Raw genomic sequence first — 16407 nt, forward strand, 5'->3', positions numbered from 1 at the left:
TCCGGAATCGCCCGATCTCCAGTACCTGCTGGGGCACATGCGCGACCGGGCGTGCGGAACCGTCGTCCTGGAGGCCACCTCGATGGGGCTGCTGACGCACCGCCTGGACCGGACGTTCATCGACGTCGGCGTCTTCACCAACCTGACCCAGGACCACCTCGACGACCACGGCACCATGGAGAACTACCGGGACGCCAAACTCCGCCTCTTCCAGGGCCTGTGCCGGCACGCCGTGGTCAACGCCGACGACCCGGTGGGTGCCGGGATCCGGAAGCTGATGCCCGGCGCCGTGACCACGTACGCACTGGACGGCGACGCGGACTACCGCGCGAGCGACCTCACCGTGGATGCCTCGGGCTCCCGGTTCACCCTGCACCACGACGGCCACAAGTATCCGGCGGCGATCCCGTCGCCGGGCCGGTTCTCCGTCTCCAACGCGCTGGCCACAGTGGCCGCGTGCCACCTCCTGGGCCACGGTCTGGCCGGGCTGGTGGACGCGCTGGAGCAGATGCCGCAGATCCCCGGCCGCTTCGAGCGCCTCCAGATCCCCGGGGGTACCTCGGTGATCGTGGACTACGCCCACTCGCCGGATTCCCTCAACAAGGTCCTCACCACCATCCGGGGCTTCGCCCGAGGGCGGGTCATCACCGTGTTCGGCTGTGGTGGCGACCGCGACACCACCAAGCGCGCCGAGATGGGCGCGATCGCGGGCACCCACTCCGACCTGTGCGTTCTCACCTCCGACAACCCCCGCTACGAAGACCCCGAGAGCATCCTCGACCAGATCGCGAAGGGCATCGTGTCGACCGGGACGCCGTTCGAGCGGCTGACCGACCGCCGCTCGGCCATCGCCGCCGCGCTGGCGGAGGCGGGGCCGGACGACATCGTGCTCATCGCGGGCAAGGGCAGCGAACCGCACCAGAGCATCCGGGGCGAACTGCTCCCCTTCAGCGACATGGCCACCGTGCGTGAGCTGATCGGCGCCTAACTTGATCTTCGACGCACGTCGTCGAACGCTGCGTCGTACTCGACCACTCGGTTGAGTATCGCCGTACACAGAAGCGGCCTTCGTCTGAACATGCGCTCCGACCACGGAGGGCTCCACGCCGCCCTCGCCCGGGGCTGTCGGACGCCCGGGCCGCGGCACCGAGCGTCTGCGCGCTGGAGCCGGGGCGCAGCTCGTGGACCGCCCCGCTGGATGCGTTACGCCTCGCCGTCCACCTCCTGCGGGACCTGCCGCTGCAGGTGCGGGCCCGGATGCGCTGGGACCGAGTCCTGCGCAGGCCGGCCCCGACACGGCAGCCTCACACCAGGGGCCGCAGCGCCGGCAGCGAGTTCGGTCTTCGCACAGCCCGGCACCTGGGACGCCCCGGACAGCAAACACCTCACCGACACCCGTATCCACGGCACCGCCGTCGCACACTCCCGGGGCCGACTGCATCCCAGACTCACCGACCGGTCGTCTTGGGCCGCGGCCGAAGCGGACACCGACCGGCTCTGGCAGGCCTACCTGCGGCGCCTCAGCGCCGTCGTCGAAGCCTCACCCCACAGGAGAGCAGCAGGGGCCCCGACGCATATGATCGGCCTCATGCCGAAGCACGATGCGCTGCTCGTTGACATTGCCGCTCTGGTCGAGTCCGGGCGGAGCAACCAGATGCCCCTGACCGTCGTAACAGGTGGAGCGGTCATCACGGGCCGGCTGGCACCGGAAGCCGTCTGGAGGCAGCGGGTGTCGGAGGTCCTTGCGGACTCGGCTCAGCTGAGCGACTTTTCCGCCATGTTCACCACTGCCGCACCTGAGGAAGGGCCCCCCACGCATCTGCACTTTCACGTGGCTCGGATTTTGCAGGGACCGGTGGGAATCCCGGAGACGGGTGGCATGTACCGGGTCGCCATCGAGGACGTCAGTGCATGGACCATGGGCGATTTCAGCTACTCCGACCACTGAACCGCTGCCCGGGGATCTCCGTACGCGGTGGGGGCCGGCCGGAACACTCCGGCCGGCCCCCACCCATGTTCTGGCCGACAGCACTCGTCTGCCTGCTCGTCAGGCAGGCAGAGGTGCGCCGAGCATCGCGGATGCCTGCTCCACCGACGTGGGAACCCGTGTGGGGACAGGGGCAGGGACCAGGCTGCGGCAGGTGAAGCCGAGCTGGGTCATGGCCCGTAGGACCTCGCCGGCACTGAAGTCGCGGCGGTCCTGACGTGTGATGACCTCTCCGACCTGCTTGACGGGGTAGGTGCGTCGGCCGATGATCACCGATTCGCCGGCGGCGTGCTCGGGCTTGATGCCCTTCATCGATTCCAGGACGCCGCTCCTGGTCAGGTCGAACGGGAAGCGGGCGATGACGAAGCGCATGATGCCTCACAGGGAGAGAAGCGACGATGGAGTGGTTCCGCTGCGGATGGGACAGCTCAGCGGGCCAGAGCGAACACGCCCAGGGCACTGCCGTGTTCGTCGATCACAGGCAGGGCATCGACGTCGCTGTGGCGCATCATGTGCCCGGCTTCGGCCGTGGTGGCCCACGGTGAGGTGAAGGGTCCTCGGTCGCGGAAGATGTCCCGCAGCTGGACCCTGTCCGAGTACGCCGGGCTCATGCGGAATGCTGTGAGCCGGGCGTGCGTGATGAGTCCGATGCACAGACTGCTGTCGTCGCAGACCAGCAGATGTCCGGTATGGGCACTGGCCATGACGGACAGGGCCACCTCGACGGTCATGTCGTCGTACACCTGGAGGCCGGCGGTGTCCATGGCCTCGGCCACCGTCCTGCCCACGGCTGTGGCCTTGGTCGAGCGGGGCTGCATCTGGACGAGCGTCAATAGGTGCCTCCTGCACAAGTGTGTCAGCTTCCGGATCACGGAGTTCTCAGGCCGCCGCGTTGACGGCCGCCTGATGTGCGCTCGCGCGCCGGGTTGCGGAGGCGGGGCGACACCGGCCGCGTGAGGACGTGCTGCGCTGAGGCCGCGCGGCCACCGGCGCGGTGATCGTCACGGGAATTCCGGAGGGAACCTGGGCGCCGGTGATGCGGCCGAGTGCCTCCTCGCCCGAGCGGATCTGGGTGGTCTGGGGCACGATGCCGACGGCCGCCATGAGGCGGGCCACGTCGCGGCGCTGGTTGGGTGACCAGGGTGACGACGCTGCCGGACTCCCCTGCCCGCGCGGTCCGGCCGCCGCGGTGGAGGTAGTCCTTGTGGTCGGTCGGCGGGTCGACGTTGACGACGAGGTCGAGGTTGTCGACGTGGATGCCGCGGGCGGCGACGTTCGTGGCCACGAGTACGGTGACGTGCCCGGTCTTGAACTGGGTCAGGGTCCGGGTGCGCTGGGACTGCGCCTTCCCTCCGTGCAGAGCCGCCGCCCGCACCCCGCTGGCCAGCAGGTGGTCGGTGAGCTTGTCCACGGCGCGCTTGGTGTCCAGGAACATGATGACCCGGCCTTCGCGCGCGGCGATCTCGGTCGTCGTGCGGTGCTTGTCGGTGCCGTGGACGTGCAGCACATGGTGCTCCATCGTCGTGACTGCTCCGGCGGAAGGGTCTACGGAGTGGACGACCGGGTCACTGAGGTAACGGCGGACCAGGCGGTCGACGTTGCGGTCCAGGGTGGCGGAAAAGAGCATCCGCTGCCCTTCGGGGCGGACCTGGTCGAGGAGTTCGGTGACTTGGGGCATGAAGCCCATGTCGGCCATCTGGTCAGCCTCGTCCAGGACGCTGATCGCGACCTGGTCGAGCCGGCAGTCACCGCGGTCGATGAGATCCTTGAGTCGTCCCGGCGTCGCCACGACGACTTCGGCACCGCCGCGCAACGCGTTGACCTGCCTCCCGATCGACATTCCGCCCACGACCGTGGCCAGCCGCAGCCTGACCGCACGCGCGTACGGAGCCAGTGCGTCGGTCACCTGCTGGGCCAGCTCACGCGTCGGTACCAGGACCAGCGCCAACGGCTGTCGCGGCTCAGCCCGCTGACCGGCAGTACGGGCCAGCAGGGCGAGGCCGAAGGCCAGGGTCTTACCGGACCCGGTGCGCCCCCGGCCCAGGGCATCACGGCCCGCGAGAGTGTTGGGCAGGGTCGCCCCCTGGATCGGGAACGGAACGCTCACCCCCTGCACGGTCAGCGCCGCCAGCAACTGCTTGGGCATGTCGAGGTCGGCGAACGCCTCGGCAGCAGGCAGTGCGGGAGTGACCGTGACCGGCAGGGCAAACTCGCCCTGGACCGCGACGGGCCGCCGTCCCAGGCCACCCGAGCGACTCGAACCTCCGGAGCGAGCAGGAGCGACCGAACGGGTCGCAGTGGTCGAGTTGACGCGGCTGCCGCCACGAATGGAGTCGGCGGTTCGGCTACGTGCGCGGGTAGAGCGGTTGTTCGTACGCGTGGGGTTCATTCAGAACCTTCCTTGAGGCGACTCGCATCAAGGAATTCCAGCAGCGAAAGAACAGCGCGGGGAATCACAAGAACGGGCCGAGCGGAACGGGGAATCAAATACGGAATGCGGTTGATCCCGCATGGGGAGGCAGGCCACGAGGCAAGTGACACTGCGGATCGAGAATCTCTGCCACCGCCGAGCGGGCATCCAGAGACGGGCCAGGAAACCCGGAAGCAAAGGTGCTGCACAGGTGCCAGTGTCAGACGAGAACGATATTCTCGGCCGTCGGCCCCTTCGGGCTGGGCGCGATGCCGAAGGTGACCTTCTGGCCTTCCATCAGTTCACGGAATCCCTCGGCGGCGATGTTCGAGGGGTGGGCGGAGACATCAGCGCCGACGCCCTTTTCGATGGAGCCGAGACCCTATGGCCCGCGCTGAACCACTTCACGATTCTCGACGCCATGTGACATCTCCTTCAGGGGGCAGGTACGCCGAGACCCGCGAGTGCGGGTCCCGCGTCGCCGCGATGATGCCCCGACCGGAGAAGCCCGGAAAAAGTGAAGCGTCTGCTGGTCGAAAACACCCAAACAGAAGCTAGAATTCTTGGGAACCACAACTGCAACCGAGACCGACAGTAGCACGCTGCAGCGATCCGCGTACGCTGAATAAATTCCACTGATCCTTTCGCTGCAGTAACGCTCCTGGCGCCGCGCATTGAAACCTGACGCCGTGGCCATAGATATTGGCCCACCGAAGTCAGTACGTAGACACCGCTGCGACCAGCCGGTGGGCCTCCTGCTCGAATGAGCAAGGCTCGGCAAGGCGCGCCCAGCTGGACTTCTCCCGTGCCTCGACCGGACTTCAGGCGGCGGGGGCGCGTTGGACGGGCCGACGCCTCGCTGGAGTTCGGCGTTGCTGCGCTGGTCTTCGAGGATGACGATGCGGACGACGGACAGCCGCAGCGGCCCAAGTCTGCAGCCTGTGCCACCCGGAAGTCCTTCAGCGCCGGTCGATGGCGACTTGGCGGTTGGCGAGTTCGACCAGCACGGGGTCGCGTCGGCCCTGCAGGATTTCCGCGTTCATCTGGGGTGACTTGTTGAGCCGCCGCAGTGACGGGATGTCCAGCAGGGGCCCGAGGTCGGTGAAGGAGTGAAGGTGTCCGAGGAGCAGTTCGGAAAGGTCGGGCAGTCCGGTCAGTGCGCTGATGTCGGTCAGGTCGTCGAAGTCGTCCAGGCGGAGGTGCTGGAGCCCTCCGAGGCCGGCGAGGGGCGAGAGTTCCTTCCAGTGGAGCCGGGCGAGGGAGAGCTCGCGCAGGGATGGGAGTGCGGGGAAGGTCCTGAGGCCGGGGATGTCCCGCACGCTCAGAACGCGCAGGTCGCGGCATTCCTCCAGCGCATGAAGCGAGTCCAGGGCCGTCGTGTGGTGGAGCGACAGTCCGGTGAGCGGCGTGCGGGCAAGCGCGCTGATATCCGTGAGCGCGGGGCACCCCCTGATTCCGACCGTGGTGAGCTCGGTCAGGCCGCCCAGGAGGCCGAGATCGGCGAGCGCGGGAAGGTCCCGGAGCTCCAGCACCCGCAGGTCCGGTGCCTCGCCCAGGTCGCCGGGACTGCTCAGGCTGCCGGTGCGGCTGACCGTCAGCTCCTCCAGGCCGCTGCGGAGGTCAAGCCCGGTGAGCTCCCACAGACCCTGGCACCTGTCGAGGGCGAGGGCGCGGAGGCCGGGGAGAAGGGTGAAGGGGGCGAGGTCCCGGATCAGGCCGAGTCCGCTCAGGTACAGCCGGTACGCGGAGGCGATTCCGGTAAGGCCTGTGAAGTCCGCCAAGGCGGGGCAGTCCTCGATGGCGATCTCCTTCAGGGCGGGCAGAGGGCCCATGCCCGCGAGGGAGGCCAGGCGCTCGCTCCCCGAAATCCGCAGTTCCTCCAGGTGCGACAGGGCGGAGGCACCGCGCAGATCGGAAAGCTCCGTGCAGCCCTTGAACTCCAGTTTCGTCAGCCGGGGGTGGCACCCGAAGCCTTGTACGGACCGGAGGGCTGGGCATTCCTCGACGACCAGCTCGACGAGGTTTTCAGCCGCGTCGATGCCAGTCAGGTCGCGCAACTGCTTGCAGCTCGCCAGGTGCAGGGACGTGAGCGCGGGCACGTCCGTCAGGCCGCTCAGGTTGCGTATGGCCGTCCACCCCAGGTCGAGATGGGTCAGGCGGGTCAGCCCCGAGAGCTGGGAGGGGCTTCTGAAGGACCGGCAACCCCGCAGGTCGAGCTTTTCGAGCAGGGGAAACGAGGCCGCGAATCCATCCACGGACGTGACCCGCGTGATACTCAGATCGAGATGGCGCAGACGGCTGAGGGTGAGCAGCGGCTTGACGTCGCGGACCGGACGGCAACGGTGCAGGCTCAGCCACGTCAGCTGGGTCAGACCGCTGAGAGGTGTCAGGTCCTCTACCCCCGCGCAGCCGTTCAGGTCGAGGGAGCGCAGCTCGGTGAGGCTTTCGAGTTCGGTGAGGTCGGATATCTCCTTGCAGCGCTCCACTGTCAGCCTGCGCAGCATGACGAGGTGCCGCAGGCCCGCCAGCGAGTTCACCCGTTGCAGCTTCAGCTCCGTACGCCCTTCCTCTCGGAAGGCCGGGGCCAGCAGGGCCGCGGCGAAGCCGTCCGGATCGTGGGCCTGCGGCCACAGCCGCACCAAGGTGTCCGGCGCAAGAGCCGCTACCGGCGCGAGCGCTGCCGCCAGCTTCAGGGCCGATCCGTCGTCGGCGAGCGCCACAAGCTCCCGCACCGCCTTGCGGGCCTGCGTGCGCTTCACCGACCCCAGGAGCCCGGAGTAGGCGGCCACGAGGTCTTCCGGGCGCTCAGCACCAGTGAGAGAGGTCATGGGCGGGGACCTTACAGATCCGCACTGACAACAACCCGAACGGGCTTCGCCGCGAACCGTGTTCGGTCCGCGAACGGGGTCCGCCCTTGCGGCCCGACTTCCGGAGAGGTCCACGGATTGGTGCGGCTGGGCAGGAATTGGCGACGGCGGGACTGACAGGCACTGCGGCTGACGCCGTGTAATCCGATGACCATTACGCAGCAACGCCCCGAAGAGATGCACACACGGTGATGCGGTCGATATCTTGGCACCCCGATATCCCTACGGGTGCCCGCCGCCGGGAGCGGACGCCGTCCGATTTCCGCCGTCGCCCAGGAGACAGCTCATGAGCCGCAGCCGTCAAGCCGCTCTGCTCGCCCGGCATCTGGCCGAGGTCACCGACATCGAAGTGGGGCTGTACCACCACACCGGCGCCCGGTGGATCGCGATGTGGGCGGACGGTCCTCTGGAGGAGGAGATGCGCACCCACCTCGACACCGCCCTCGCCGGGCAGCGCTACGTCGCCATGCGCGACCGCACGATCGACTGCCACCGCTCGACCTCGAATCGGGCCTGGGCCGCGCGGGCCATCGCCTCCCGCCGGGAGGGCACCCTGGGCACTGCCATCGTCGAAGGCGCGGCCCACCGCCGGTCGCTGGGTGTGGGCATGCCCCGCCCAGGCGTCCACGGCCCGACGCACACGCACGAGTACTACGCCCTGTTGCGGCATGTCGATGACCTGTGCCGGGGAACCGCGTACCCGGAGCGGGCGAGCGCGCCCGAGGACGAACCGCTCATCGGGCAGCTGCTCGAAGCCGGTAGCCGGGACCGCGCCAACACCGGCATGCCGACCGTCACAGAATACGAAATGGCCTCGGCGTTGCTCGCCGCCGAGCAAGCCCGCGCCGCGGACTGCCCGCCCAAGCTCGGCATCCTCCGGGCCCAGGAGGAGAACCGCTGACACAGAGGGCAAGGACACGGAGCCCCCCTCCAAGCGCAGCCCCTTCACCGCCTGCAGCGCATGGTCATGAAGCAACGGCGGAGACGTCTCGCTGACCTCAACGACCTTCTTCCGCCGCACCCGGCACACAGCGGAAGAACAGGAACCGTGCGGGCCGCTGTGCTCCGTACGCGGCCCGGAGGACCTCTGGTACGCCGACGAGCTCAGCGCCCCCTCGGGACCGAGACCATCCGCGTCATCCGCACCCGCCGCGCGTCGGCGGCGCAAGCGCTGGCGGGTGGCCGCCCGGACATCGTCAAGCGGCTCCTCGCATCGTGGCGGCAGGCTGTCGGTGACGGATCCCCGAGCCCGCCGCCCGGGGTCACGAGGGCACGGCGGCCCTCCGCACGGGGAGCCACCGCTGCGCGCGTTCTCGGCGGCTTCCGGCGCCTGGCGAGAGGACCGCCGTCCGCGGGGCGGGTCAGGCGTGCCTGGCCAGCCAGTCGGTATAGCGGGTGGGGGCGATTCGGGCGCCGCTCTTCGGGGTGAGGACGTCCCCGTTGACCGCGGCGAACATCCCAGCGGTGTCGTCGGTGGTCACCGAGCGGCTGTCGCCCTCGGCGCGGAGTGTGATGAGGCCCAGTTCGTCCAGCGGATAGGCGTCGGGCCCGGCGAGTTCGAGAGTGCCCCCGAGCGGGGTGCCGGCGGCTACCTCGGCGACGGTGGCGGCGACGTCCGCGGCGGCGACCGGCTGGAGCCGGGTGCGTGGCAGGCGCACCGTGTCGTCATCGGCGGTCCAGGAGAGGACAGCGGGGATGAACTCCATGAACTGCGTGGCGCGAACGATGGAGTAGGGCACGGGGCCGGCCTTGAGGATGTCCTCCTGGAGCGTCTTGGCCCGGTAGTAGTCCAGCTCGGGCACCTTGTCGACCCCGACGATCGACAGGACGACGAAGTGCCCGACATCCGCCTTCCTGGCGGCGGTGACGAGGTTGTCCATCGAGGTCCGGAAGAACCCGGGCGAGGCGTCGTCGAACGTCGGTGAGTTGGTGAGGTTGACGACCACGTCCGCGCCCGTGAGGGCGGCGTCCAGGCCCTCACCGGTGATCACGTCGACCCCGGTGGACAGGGAGTGGGGTACTGCGCGGTGTCCGGCCGCGTCGAGATCCCGCACCACCTGGGATCCGATCAGTCCGGTTCCGCCGATGACGGCAATGTGCATGGTCCTGCCCTTCCCTCGATCACGCGTCCCGCCCGGCCGGCCGGGGGCATCGCGCCTCCCACCCGGCAAACACGGACATCATTTATCCGCGATAATACTCGGACATTGTGTATCCGGGTATCTGGGGCCGTGGAATAGAGTGAAGAAGTGAAAATGTCTGGTGGCGTCGAGTGGGCACTGCACTGCTGCGTCGTACTGACCGCGGCGGAAGGGCCCACACCGGCCGCTCGGCTGGCGGAGCTGCACGACGTCTCGCCCAGCTATCTCGCCAAGCAGCTGCAGGCCCTCTCGCGGGCCGGTCTCGTCCAGTCGGTCCAGGGCAAAGCGGGCGGCTACGTCCTGACCCGGTCACCCGCGCTCATCACAGTGCTCGACGTCGTCGAGGCGGTCGACGGCCCGGGGTCCGCGTTCGTCTGCACCGAGATCCGACAGCGCGGCCCGATGGCCACTCCCCCGGAAGCCTGCGCCGCACCCTGCGCCATCAGCCGCGCCATGGGCCGGGCGGAGACCGCCTGGCGGGAAACCCTCCGGTCGATCACCGTCGCCGACCTCGCCACCGACGTCACCTCCGACTACGGCCCCGGGGCCCTGGGCAGGATCAGTACCTGGCTGAACACAGCCGGCGCCTGAGCACCACCACCCGGCACGGGCGGGGCTCGGACCGCCGAGGTGCCTCGGCGGTCGGACCAGCCTCAAGCTCGAGCAAGCGCCGGGGGCGAGGCCACCCTCCCGGGCACCCGTCGGCGTTCCTCAGCGGACGCGCGGTCAGGCAACCGAGGCGTAGTGCACGATGGTGCCCTCGCACGGCCCCTCGGCGTAGACCTGCAGCGCTTCGAGTGCGCGGTCATCCGCGGTGGGCTGCCGGGTGGTGAAGGGGGCAGCCACGATGCGGGTGGAGACTCTGCCGGTTCAGAGGCCGTCCGCCCAGAAGCGGGCTCGCCGCTTTGGGCGTCCGGTGTCAGGCCGGGGCCGGTGCGCTCTTCTCCACAGGTCCCGCCGCAGGGCCGATCAGGTCTTCCGTGCCGGGATCCCCGCGTGCCGCGTCCATCACCCACCGGTCTTGTGGTCAGGGTGACTTCACGCGCATATGCCTATGGAACGAAGGAGAGACCACTCATGATCCGTCGTATCGCCATCACCCTGGCAGCTGTCACCGCAGCCGGTTTCATCGCCGCGGCCCCCGCTTCGGCGAACGGCCTCGACGCCCACGCCGGCGGCCACGCGGGCATCGAGGCGGGGTGGGCCATCGGCGAGTACCAGAACCTCGGCGGCCCGTACGGGATCACCACCGTGAAGGGGCAGGCAGCCTACTTCGACGCGGAGCGCGGCTGGATCGTTCGCTGACCCCGCCACCAGGCGTACACAACCGCCGCAGGGCTCCCGGATGGGAGTGAAGGGCCTGCGCCGAAACGGCGCAGGCCCTTCACTCTGCCGTCCCCCGATGATCAGCGCCGGCCACCGGAGCGGTGATCACGGGCCCTTACATGGATGTCCCGCCATCACCCCCATGCCCAGGGGTGCCGGCGGGCGGCGGTCAGGGGCCGCATTGCCCTCGGGCGTGATAGGAGTCGGTCGCGGACTCGGGTGAGCGTGGTGTCCGTGGCGGTGAAGAGTGCGGTGGGCAGCAGGCTCGCGTGGGTGGTGGATACCTCACCGAGTGCGGTGGTGAAGGCGGAGGGAACGCCGTCGGTCTCGCTGTCAGGCTCTTCGCCGCGGGTGACGGCCTGGTCGGTGGAGGGGGCGTTCTGAAGGAGTTCGGTCTGTTCGTGCCACCAGCGGGCGGGTGACGGGGTGTGCCGGGCGTGATCGGGGGCACCCCAGGGGGACATCCCCCCACGAAGGAGAGCACCGTGTCGCAGGTTGAAGAGTCCATCGAGGTCAACGTCCCGGTCAGTGCCGCGTACAACCAGTGGACGCAGTTCGAGAGCTTCCCGCAGTTCATGGAGGGGGTCGAGCGGATCGAGCAGCGTACGCAGACTCTGACGCACTGGAAGACGAAGATCGCCGGTGTCGAGCGGGAGTTCGACGCGGAGATCACCGAGCAGATCCCCGACGAGCGGGTCGCCTGGACCAGCGTCGGCGGAGAAGCCAAGCAGGCCGGTGTCGTGACCTTCCACTACATCGACGACACCACCACCAAGATCATGCTCCAGCTCGACCACGACCCCGAGGGCCTGGCCGAGACCGTCGGCGACAAGCTTGGCTTCGTCAAGCGCCAGGCCACCGGCGACCTCAAGCGCTTCAAGCAGTTCATCGAAGCCCGCGGCACCGAGACAGGCAGCTGGCGCGGCACCGTCTGACCCGCACTCCTGCCGAACGCCGCGCGGCGCGGCCGCGCCGCAGATAGGCGATGCGGCTGTCCGGTTGGCCCGGCGGTTCGGCAGCCAGCCGCCGGCTGCCGGTACCCGAGCAGGAGGAGGGCGGCGCGGTGGCGCTGCCCTCTGTACGACCCCAGCAGCTGAAGCACCTGCTCGTCGGCGCCGCCGCGGGCGTAGCCGATCTGGACGGGCAGGTGGAAGTCGCCGAGGGAAGGCGCCGGGGCGCCAGGGGTACGTTGCAGCGTTTCTGCGGCGGCGGTCCACGCGCCGATGCCGGGAGCGGGCTGGAGGCGGGTCATCGCCTCCGGCAAAGTCGTGTCTGCGGCTTCTTCCAGGCGCGGGGCGTAGAAGCAGCCGCGCAGGATCTCGGCTGCTCCGGACCGGTGCCACTCCCGGCTCGGCACCATCCGCCAGGCGGCGACCGACGGCAGGATCCGCATCCCCTCAGGGACCGCGCCCGGGGTTTCTGCCCGTAACGGTTCAGCAGGCGCCGCCTGGTCCAGTGGGCGCTGCCGGTAGTGATCCGCTGCTCCAGCACACTCAGCACGAGGGACTCCGTCACACGCCCCGGACGGGCCATCCACGGCTCGCAGTGAGTGCGATGCGGGCGGCCGCCACCACTCGGTGACGAGGCCGGAGCACGGCCGGCTCATCCTGCGCACCGAGCGGGGCTGGAAGCTGCTCCAAACCCGGTCGGCGCCCGAGCCCCCGCCGTAGTGATCGGGCGTCCGGCCCATGCTCCTGGACAGGGATCAGGAGTTCCCGGGGGCACCTCGCCCATCGCCCCGAGGGGTGCACCGCGTCTGACACCCCCTGACCCGCACCGGCCGCACCTGTCCGCCCTCCGCCGAGGCCTCACCGAAACAATCGCGCCCACCCACCGTCCCGCAGGAGAGCGTGCAGCCGTGGCCGCCGACCTGCACGAGTTCGTCAGGCGTCGGCCAGCAGGGCGTCGTACGCGGAGTTCCTGCGTCGGCCTGCCATGAAGGTGAGGAAGTCGCCCACGAAGGCGCTGCGGTCGTAGGTGCCGTCGGTGATGGTGAGGTCACGGTGGAAGGCGGTGCGGAAGAGCGCCCGGTGTTCTTCGGCGTTGATGGTGCCGCTGCCGTCCTTGTCGGTCGCGTCGAAGAGCACCTCAGCGACGCGGATGAGCGCGGGCCCGGCGAGGGAGGGGACGGCTGTGGCGTACTCGTCGGCGCTGACACGGCCGTCTCCGTCTGTGTCGAGGGCGGCCTGGAGTTCACGCCACCAGGCAGCGAAGGCGTCGTAGAGCCGGGTCTCTTGGGGTTCGTCCAGGTCGAGTCGAGTGGCCAGTTCGCGTGCCATGGCGGCGAGGTCGGGCCAGTCGAGGTAGCCGTCGCCGGTCTGGTCCAGCACCGTACGGAAGAACTCCTCCGCCGAGCGTCGGCCTTCTCCCGTGGTCTTCGAGGCAGTGGGGGCCGGGCCGGGGCCTGCGTCGCCGCCCAGTGGCGTGAGGAGGCGCAGCAGGGCCGAGGCTTGTGTCATGCGGGCGCGCAGCGCGGTCACGGTCCGGGCGCGGGGGTCGTCGCTGTCGGGCGAGAGGGAAAGGGTCTCGATGATGGTTTCGGCATTGATCCAGCCATCGGGCAGGAACCGGGTAAGCCCGGCGGCGAGGTAGGCGCCCTGCATGAGGGTCGGGGTTCCCGGCATCTCGGCCAGGCCGGCCTTGCGCCGGTAGGGCTCGGGGAGCGAGGCGACGGTGATCGCGCCGAGGAGGGGACCGACGACAGCGCGGCCGGCCGCCCACAGGGCCGGCATGCCGTCCAGCAGTGCCGGGGCGGGCAGGTGGTCGAAGAGCCGGTAAAGGATGAGGCGGGCGGCCTCGGTGTTCTCCAGTTCGTCCTCGACGACCCTGTCGAAGTAGCGCCAGAAGTCGTTCAGGTCCTCGGGTAGTTCACCGGCGTCGCCGTCGAGTGCAGCGAGGAACGCACGGTACTCGCCGTACAGCCGCTCCATCGTGGCCTGGTCGAGCGGCTGACCGCTGAGCCGGCACATGGTGACGGCGCTCTCGAAGAGGGTGGCGACCACCCAGGCGCGGGTCGCGCGGTCCATGGCGTCGTAGGCACGGCCGCGGGAGTCGGAGCCGCTCATGCGGGCGTGGAGCCTGTTGAGCCGGGCGGCCTCCCGGTCTCGCACCGCTGGGTCGGCGTCGAACATGCGCCGCATGCTGAGGAAGGTGTTGCGCAGTCGGCGCCAGGGGTGGGCGACGAAGGTGGAGTTGTCGGCCAGAGCCGCGCCAACTTGCGGGTGGGCGGCCTCCAGCACGGTGGCGCGGATGATGGCAAGCGCCCAGCGCGGGTCGTCGAAGAAGGCGCGGAACGGCGCTTGCGTGGCGAACAGGGGTGTCTCTTCAGCCGTTCCCGTGGTTCCAGTCGTCATGACGGGTCTCCGTTCGTCTGGGGCGGGACGCCGCCGAAGCGGCGGTCACGGCGCCGGTAGGTGCGCAGGCAGGTGAGAAAGTCAGGGGCCCGGAAGTCCGGCCAGAGCACGTCGGGAAAGACCCACTCGGCGTAGGCGACCTGCCAGAGCATGAAGTTGGAGATGCGCTGCTCGCCGGAGGTGCGGATGACGAGGTCGACGTCGGGGGTGTCGGGAAACGGCAGGTGGTCCGCGAAAAGCCGCTCGGTCACGTCGTCGGCTTGTGTCCCGTTGCGGATCAGCGATCTGGCGGCTTCGACGATGTCTCGGCGCCCGCCGTGGTCGAAGGCGACTGTGAGCGTCATCCCCCGGTTGTCGGCGGTCAGCGTCGCCAGGTCGTCGAAATCCTGGGCCAGCTCCCGGGGGATGCGTGGGTCGGCGGCTCCGAGGAAACGGCAGCGGATGCCGCGGGCGAGCAGCAGGGGTGCGTGCTTGCGCACAACCCGGCGGACCAGGCGCATCAGGTAGTCGACCTCGGTGCCGGGGCGGTTCCAGTTCTCGGTGGAGAAGGCGTACAGGCTGAGCCACTCGACTCCGGCCGCCCGAGCCGCCTCGATGATGTCGATGACGGTGGCTTCGGCAGCCCGATGGCCGGCCGTCCGTGGAAGCGAACGCCGCTGGGCCCAGCGGCCGTTGCCGTCCATCACGCAGGCCACGTGCCGCGGCACCGCACGCACCCGCCCGGTGTCCCGGCGTTGGTCGTTGCCGGACCGTCGCCCACCCGGCCCGCCTCCCGTTGCCTTGTATGCGCGATGGACACCGTGATCGGTCAACTCAGCCCCGTCTCCCCCGGGGCGGCACGATCGGTCTTACCCCGCTCGATCACGCCCGCCCCGTATCACCCATACCCACGCTCCGCCGGAGCGTTCCCTCCTCGGAGTCTGGCGGCACGGAAGGGCGCTGACCGGCCGAACGGGGGCCCGTCACCCTTGGCGCAGATGCCCGATTCCCTTTGGCGACGGCAGCTCTGTCCGGTAACCACACCTCGTCGGCGAGGTCTGCCATGCCTCCCGCATCCGGGCCGCGGCCTCCTCCAACCGCGGGGCGTGGAGAGCAGGCGCGCAGCGTCGCCGCCGCTCTCAACCGGTCGATGCCGGCCGGGTGCCATCCCCAGCTCAGCCCTGCTCGGGGCGGTGAAGGAAACCGGGCACCCAGCGAAGGGGAGCGCGGGCCTGAAGTGCGTCACCCGTACGCCGAAGTCGATCAGGAGCTCCTTTCGCGCCTGTACACCCGCAGCACGGCTCCACCGGCCCGCAACCGGTCTCGCCAAGCTGCCACCGGATCATGCCAGTCGCCCTCCATGGCTCAGCCTCGAGAGCGACGAGCTCCCGTCCCGGCACGGCATACCAGTCCCGGAAACCACACGGCGTCGTACAGGCCGGCCGCCGGAGACCTTCCGATCGTCCGCCCAGCCGATGATGTGGGCCCCGCCGACGGCGGCCGTGAGCACGTTCTCGCGCTGGCGCTCAGGGGAAGGCGTCACCAGCTTCACGCGCGACAACCGCCGCACTCCGAGCAGGCACTTGCCGCATCCGTCATAGGGTCGTTCGACCGCATTGAGGCCCGTACCGCAGGACTTCTCTCCGCTCGAGCGCGCCCAGTACGGAGAATCGGCGGCACGCCCCAGAGCAACGATCTTTTCAGCCGAGGAAGCTCAGCCGCACCTGACGGTCCGGGTTGTCCCGGTTCGTGTCCACCAGGCAGACCGACTGCCAGGTCCCCAGTTCGAGCCTGCCCGCGATCACCGGCAGGGTGGCGTGGGGTGGGACCAGGGCCGGGAGTACGTGGTCGCGGCCGTGGCCGGGGCTGCCGTGGCGGTGTTGCCAGCGGTCGTCGGCGGGGAGCAGGTGGTGGAGGGCGGACAGGAGGTCGTCGTCGCTGCCCGCTCCGGTCTCCAGGATGGCGATGCCGGCCGTGGCGTGGGGGACGAAGACGTTGAGGAGGCCGTCGCGGCCGGGGGCGATGCGGGTGAGGAACTCCTCGCAGGCGCGGGTCAGGTCGGTGACGCTCTCGTTCGTCCCGGTGGTGAGGTTCAGGACCGTGGTGCTGAAGGAATCGGACATGCCTCCATCCTCACCCCTGCGCGTGAGATCACGCGTCCACGCTCCGAGACGCCATTGACCGTGTCCCGACCGGATGACTACGTTCAGCGCCATGTCCCGATCAGCTCTGCTCACTTCGCGCGGTCATATTGACCTGCTGCGGGTGGCTTCTGCCGCCTGTTGTCGCGGCTGCTGACGTTCTTCCGGCGTCTCCCGGGCTGATTCCGACCGTACTCCCGCGA

Annotated in this window: 14 protein-coding genes and 3 pseudogenes; 8 read left to right on the forward strand and 9 right to left on the reverse strand. The window is 69.5% G+C overall.

Annotated features, from left to right (window positions below):
* From IF19_RS0119665 to IF19_RS0119670, 3 genes and pseudogenes are all read left to right on the forward strand, one after another.
* Positions 1–988: Mur ligase family protein (locus IF19_RS0119665; RefSeq protein ID WP_032752255.1), on the forward strand; the 988-nt coding region annotated here is incomplete at its 5' end.
* A 164-nt stretch (positions 989–1152) separates the two neighbouring features.
* Positions 1153–1519, forward strand: a pseudogene (locus IF19_RS1000000138690) (transposase); the annotation flags it as partial.
* A gap of 69 nt (positions 1520–1588) precedes the next feature.
* Positions 1589–1948 carry a hypothetical protein gene (locus tag IF19_RS0119670; protein ID WP_030118906.1) on the forward strand — a complete coding sequence of 120 codons (360 nt, stop codon included), beginning with the start codon at positions 1589–1591 and terminating at the stop codon, positions 1946–1948.
* A gap of 99 nt (positions 1949–2047) precedes the next feature.
* Here the strand turns inward: IF19_RS0119670 and IF19_RS0119675 are convergent, their stop codons facing one another.
* The 5 genes and pseudogenes from IF19_RS0119675 to IF19_RS0119695 all read right to left on the reverse strand — a co-directional run bounded on the left by IF19_RS0119675 (position 2048) and on the right by IF19_RS0119695 (position 7225).
* Positions 2048–2359, reverse strand: a complete 312-nt coding sequence (locus tag IF19_RS0119675) for an SCO5918 family protein (RefSeq protein ID WP_030118905.1) — start codon at positions 2357–2359, stop codon at positions 2048–2050.
* A gap of 56 nt (positions 2360–2415) precedes the next feature.
* Positions 2416–2820: a CBS domain-containing protein gene (locus IF19_RS0119680; protein ID WP_030118904.1), complete on the reverse strand. Its 405-nt coding sequence runs from the start codon at positions 2818–2820 to the stop codon at positions 2416–2418.
* A gap of 46 nt (positions 2821–2866) precedes the next feature.
* Positions 2867–4376, reverse strand: a pseudogene (locus IF19_RS01000000134855) (DEAD/DEAH box helicase).
* Positions 4377–4617: 241 nt separating this feature from the next.
* Positions 4618–4820: pseudogene (locus tag IF19_RS1000000136280) on the reverse strand (cold shock domain-containing protein).
* Between the two features lie 536 nt (positions 4821–5356).
* Positions 5357–7225 (reverse strand): leucine-rich repeat domain-containing protein, encoded by a 1869-nt coding sequence (locus IF19_RS0119695; protein ID WP_030118900.1) that lies wholly within the window; start codon positions 7223–7225, stop codon positions 5357–5359.
* A 325-nt stretch (positions 7226–7550) separates the two neighbouring features.
* Here IF19_RS0119695 and IF19_RS0119700 point away from each other — a divergent pair, with 325 nt between their 5' ends.
* Positions 7551–8165, forward strand: a complete 615-nt coding sequence (locus IF19_RS0119700; protein WP_030118899.1) for a hypothetical protein — start codon at positions 7551–7553, stop codon at positions 8163–8165.
* 460 nt (positions 8166–8625) lie between these two features.
* On the opposite strand, the gene IF19_RS0119705 is transcribed toward IF19_RS0119700, so the two are convergent.
* Positions 8626–9366 (reverse strand): SDR family oxidoreductase, encoded by a 741-nt coding sequence (locus tag IF19_RS0119705; RefSeq protein WP_030118898.1) that lies wholly within the window; start codon positions 9364–9366, stop codon positions 8626–8628.
* Positions 9367–9519: 153 nt separating this feature from the next.
* Here IF19_RS0119705 and IF19_RS0119710 point away from each other — a divergent pair, with 153 nt between their 5' ends.
* The 3 genes from IF19_RS0119710 to IF19_RS0119730 all read left to right on the forward strand — a co-directional run bounded on the left by IF19_RS0119710 (position 9520) and on the right by IF19_RS0119730 (position 11666).
* Positions 9520–9996, forward strand: coding sequence for an RrF2 family transcriptional regulator (locus IF19_RS0119710; protein ID WP_032747651.1), 477 nt, complete (start codon positions 9520–9522; stop codon positions 9994–9996).
* A gap of 486 nt (positions 9997–10482) precedes the next feature.
* Positions 10483–10710 (forward strand): hypothetical protein, encoded by a 228-nt coding sequence (locus tag IF19_RS0119720; protein ID WP_030118896.1) that lies wholly within the window; start codon positions 10483–10485, stop codon positions 10708–10710.
* 506 nt (positions 10711–11216) lie between these two features.
* The gene (locus IF19_RS0119730; RefSeq protein ID WP_030118894.1) at positions 11217–11666 is read left to right on the forward strand and encodes an SRPBCC family protein; all 450 of its coding nucleotides are present in this window, start codon (positions 11217–11219) and stop codon (positions 11664–11666) included.
* Between the two features lie 948 nt (positions 11667–12614).
* On the opposite strand, the gene IF19_RS0119735 is transcribed toward IF19_RS0119730, so the two are convergent.
* The 3 genes from IF19_RS0119735 to IF19_RS0119745 all read right to left on the reverse strand — a co-directional run bounded on the left by IF19_RS0119735 (position 12615) and on the right by IF19_RS0119745 (position 16186).
* On the reverse strand, positions 12615–14084 hold the full coding sequence (locus IF19_RS0119735) for an oxygenase MpaB family protein (protein ID WP_030121005.1): 1470 nt from the start codon (positions 14082–14084) through the stop codon (positions 12615–12617).
* The gene (gene uppS / locus IF19_RS0119740; protein ID WP_030118893.1) at positions 14081–14800 is read right to left on the reverse strand and encodes a polyprenyl diphosphate synthase; all 720 of its coding nucleotides are present in this window, start codon (positions 14798–14800) and stop codon (positions 14081–14083) included. Before uppS ends, IF19_RS0119735 begins: the two co-directional genes overlap by 4 nt.
* Before the next feature lie 963 nt (positions 14801–15763).
* Positions 15764–16186 carry a secondary thiamine-phosphate synthase enzyme YjbQ gene (locus IF19_RS0119745; RefSeq protein ID WP_030118892.1) on the reverse strand — a complete coding sequence of 141 codons (423 nt, stop codon included), beginning with the start codon at positions 16184–16186 and terminating at the stop codon, positions 15764–15766.
* A gap of 91 nt (positions 16187–16277) precedes the next feature.
* On the opposite strand from IF19_RS0119745, the gene IF19_RS1000000138820 reads away from it, so the two are divergent.
* Positions 16278–16361, forward strand: a complete 84-nt coding sequence (locus IF19_RS1000000138820) for a putative leader peptide (RefSeq protein WP_317992269.1) — start codon at positions 16278–16280, stop codon at positions 16359–16361.
* Positions 16362–16407 lie beyond the last annotated feature (46 nt).

The organism is Streptomyces californicus, from assembly GCF_000717645.1.
Classification (GTDB): Bacteria; Actinomycetota; Actinomycetes; order Streptomycetales; family Streptomycetaceae; genus Streptomyces; species Streptomyces californicus.